General features: G+C 66.8%; 3 protein-coding genes. All 3 read left to right on the forward strand.

What is annotated here, in order from left to right; translation table 11 throughout:
• The first annotated feature begins 248 nt into the window (after positions 1-248).
• The 3 genes from JOZ00_RS21915 (at position 249) to JOZ00_RS21925 (ending at position 3,195) form a co-directional block, all read left to right on the forward strand.
• Positions 249-971 carry a hypothetical protein gene (locus JOZ00_RS21915; RefSeq protein WP_293347936.1) on the forward strand — a complete coding sequence of 241 codons (723 nt, stop codon included), beginning with the start codon at positions 249-251 and terminating at the stop codon, positions 969-971.
• Between the two features lie 310 nt (positions 972-1,281).
• On the forward strand, positions 1,282-2,874 hold the full coding sequence (locus JOZ00_RS21920; protein ID WP_293347941.1) for an alpha/beta fold hydrolase: 1,593 nt from the start codon (positions 1,282-1,284) through the stop codon (positions 2,872-2,874).
• A gap of 138 nt (positions 2,875-3,012) precedes the next feature.
• The gene (locus JOZ00_RS21925) at positions 3,013-3,195 is read left to right on the forward strand and encodes a hypothetical protein (RefSeq protein WP_293347939.1); all 183 of its coding nucleotides are present in this window, start codon (positions 3,013-3,015) and stop codon (positions 3,193-3,195) included.
• Positions 3,196-3,582: the final 387 nt, after the last annotated feature.

A 3,582-nucleotide genomic window follows, 5' to 3' on the forward strand; every position in this document is an offset into this window, starting at 1 on the left:
GTGGGGGCGGGGGTTCTCGGAGCAAGAGCAGGGGGGGTGGCGGTAGCCGGAGCAAGACCAGTGGGGGCGGCGGTTCTCGGAGCAAGAGCAGCGGGAGCGGCGGTAGCCGGAGCAAGAGCAGCGGCAGCGGGACCAGGGCTGCTGGTCGTCGGCGGTGACAGGATGGTCGCGTTCGCTGACGGGCCCGCGGGCTCGGCCGACGGTATTGTCGCGTCGTCAGTGCGGGTCATGGAAAGAGAAAGGCCCTGATGCTCACGCGCGAGACGGTCACGTTCCGGGATGTCGACGGGTGGAGCTGGGAGTTCGACCTGACGTTCATGGTGTCCAATTACCAGTGCATCTGGGGACGCGGATGCCCGGACGTCCTGCTGCAGCACACCGCCCGCGGTTGCTGTGTCGAGGGCGTCGAGGTCTACACGGGCCGCGGCGACGCGGCCGGCCGCGAAGATCTCAAGAAGATCCGCGGACGCATCAAGGAGCTGACCGACGAGGACTGGCAGAACCGGCGGGTGGCGCTTCAGCGAGGCGGCCGGGACCCTTGGGGCAAGGCACGATTCAAGCGCGATAGCGTCCACACCCGCCTGTACCGCGGCGCGTGCATCTTCCACAACCGGATCGACCATCCGGGGGGCGCTGGCTGCGCGCTACACGTCGCGGCGTTGCGCCGCGGCGAGAACCCGATGGACTGGAAGCCGCGGATCTGCTGGCAGGTCCCGCTGTACTTCGATAGCGACCACGAGACCAAGACGATCAAGGTGCGTGCATGCCGAACGGCCGATTGGGGCGGCGAGGGAATTCTTGACTGGTGGTGCACCGAGCATCCGGAGACGTTCAGCGCCGATCAACCCGTGTACGTGACCATGGAGGCCGAGCTCCGGCGCGTTTGCGGCGACCCCGTCTATGCGGAGCTGGCCGCCTACTGCCGGGCCCGTGAGCCGCGGAAGCTAACGCCGCTTCCGATGATCGCGTAGCTCTCGCCGTCCCGCGCTCAACCACCTGGCCAACGACGCAGCGGTGGGTGACCGCATAGTGCGATCGTTGGCGACATAGCGGTGGCGCGATCGAGCTCGGCGGATCCGGCGCCGATGCGCGAAGCGGCTGCTCGAGGTGCTGTAACGCGGTTCGAAACCCCTCGCGTCTTGACCCGTGGCCTGCGGCGTCGACGGCTGCTGACCGGCGCATCGCCTATGCGGCTGTGCGAGCATGAGCGGGAGAGCGATGTCGCGGCGCGGATCAACACTCTCGCGGGTCCGCGGGTACCCTGCCCTGGCTTTGGCCGCTGTGGTGCTGAGCGGGCTCGCGGCATCGTCGGCGCGCGCGTTCACGTTGCCGGTTACGGGGCCGCCGGACGCGCCGAGCATGGTGTTCGATAATCAGATGCAGGTCGCGTCCGTTTGCCTGCCGGTGACGAACCCTCAGGGCGGGCAGAGCCTGCTCTATGGGCAGCGGTTCACGGACGGTCCGGTGAGCTCGTTCACGCCGGCTATTGTGCTGGTGCACGGGATCGCGTCCTCGACGGAGAACTGGGATTTCTCCTCGACTTGGTCGGTGGCCAGAGCGCTCGCCAGCGCCGGGTATGTGGTCTTCTCCTACGACCGGCTGGGCTACGCGAAGAGCAACTACTTCGATCACCCGGGCGGTGGCTACACGCTCACGACGGCAGCCCATCGCGCGATGCTGCACGACGTCGTCAGCGATGTGAAGACCGGTGGCTACGGGGTCACCTCGTCGGGTGACTGCGCCGGCGGAACGACGCCCGGAGACACGAAGAACCCGACAGTGGTGATCATCGGCCACAGCGCCGGCGGCTGGATCGTGGCGGGGTATCCCGGCCAGTATCACGATGTCGCGGCGATGATCCAGGCCGACATCTCCGGTTCGTCCAGCGCCCCGGGGAGCTCGTCCGGCGGCGGTTTCACCCCCGACCCGAGCCACCCGGACTACTTCGAGTTCTTCCAGACCACGCAGAATTGCCTGGACTTCAATACCTACCCGCCAGGCATCGTGCAGTACGTGACCAACATCGCCTGCACGCCACCGTTTTTAGACTCGCCGTTCGGCGAAATCGCCGATCTCGGCGCGATGTACGCACAGAACGACGCCAACATCGCGATGATCGGTCCGTCAACCCCGGTACTGCTCACCTCGGGGGACCACGACACCACCGATCCGCCGACGGACGCCGACGCCGACTACCAGTACTACAAGGCGCATTGCGGCTGCGACGTCACCCAGCTGATGCTGCCCAACACCGCCCACCTGTTCATGGTCCATCGCTCGCTGCCCGACTGGGTCGACTATGTCGTCAACTGGCTTTCATCGCGCGGGATCGGTGGCCTGCCCCCGCATGGGATCGGCGGCCTGCCCCCGACCCCGGGCACGCAGGGCTGCCCGAAGCCGAGTGGCCGACTTCACCGCCTCGCGCTCGGGCCGCTGAAACTGGGCTTCACACGGGCCCACGCGCGCCAGGCGCTGCCGCGGTTCGGCGTCACGTACAACAACATGGACAACTTCTGCCTGTTCGGTTGGGGCATTCGCGCCGGATACCCATCAGCGAAGCTCAAGCGCCATCTGCGGCCGGGGCTGCGACGCGGCGTGAATGGCCGCGTCATCCTCCTGCTCACGGCCAACCCGTACTACGGGCTCAACGGTGTGCACCCGGGCAGTCGCCTGGCCGCCGCCCGCCGGCGGCTGCATCTTGGCAAGCGACTCCACATCGGGCGCAACGACTGGTACGTGGTTCCCGGCCGGTTCAGCAACGGCCTGCTCAAGGTCCGCGGTGGGATCGTGCAGGAGGTCGGGATCATCAATCGGCAGCTCAGCCGGGACCGCGGCGCGCAGTCACGGTTGCTAACGAGCTTTACGGCGGCGTAAACAACAGCCGGACACCTCGGCGTGGGGTGGTGGACGCGAGCGCCGAGGTGTGAGCGCGTGACCCTGGGGTTGCTTTTCACACCGCCCGCCAGGCGCGATTCTTCGACTCCAGCATCCCCCTGCAGAACGGAGAAAGAGATGACCAGCTTGTTGGTCCTCAACGCGATCCTGTCCAGCGCCATTGTCGCCGTCATCGTCAGCGTGCTCGCGTTCGCCATCAGGTCCGATCGTCGTTCCACGATTGCGCCGAAGCTTCGTACCGTCGCGCAGCCTCGAGCCACCGCTCGGCCGGTGACGCTCTCGCTCGCCTCAACCAAGTAGGCAATCGGGGAAACACCATCCCGCCGTGGGACGTCAGCCCAGTGCTCGAGCGCGTCCCGCGGCGGCGAATCCGTTCGCACAGCAGAGGTTCGCGTCCTGCGCCGACGGTAGGTCTCCTCTCCGTCGAGGAGGCCTCGGGTTACGTGATCGCTTAGCTGATTCGGCGACTTGAGGGTGTGCCGCCGGCGTTTTGCGGAGCGAGGATGGTGGGCGTGGACCCGGCGCTACGGTTGTTGAATACGATCCACGAACGTGTGGCTACCCTGTGGGGGCATGTGTCCCGAGGCGATACTCGGCTGCCGAATCGAGCGTCGCAGCGTGATCGTGCTTTCCCAGCGGCGACTCCGGCTCCGGACTGTCGGCAGATGCTTCGGAGTCACAGTCTTC

Origin of the sequence: Mycobacterium sp. (genome assembly GCF_019243155.1) — a bacterium.
Classification (GTDB): Bacteria; Actinomycetota; Actinomycetes; order Mycobacteriales; family Mycobacteriaceae; genus Mycobacterium.

Bases quoted from the DNA above. Each gene is read 5' to 3' on its own strand.
- JOZ00_RS21925 (WP_293347939.1), top strand. From the start codon at position 3,013: ATGACCAGCTTGTTGGTCCTCAACGCGATCCTGTCCAGCGCCATTGTC.
- JOZ00_RS21915 (WP_293347936.1), top strand. From the start codon at position 249: ATGCTCACGCGCGAGACGGTCACGTTCCGGGATGTCGACGGGTGGAGC.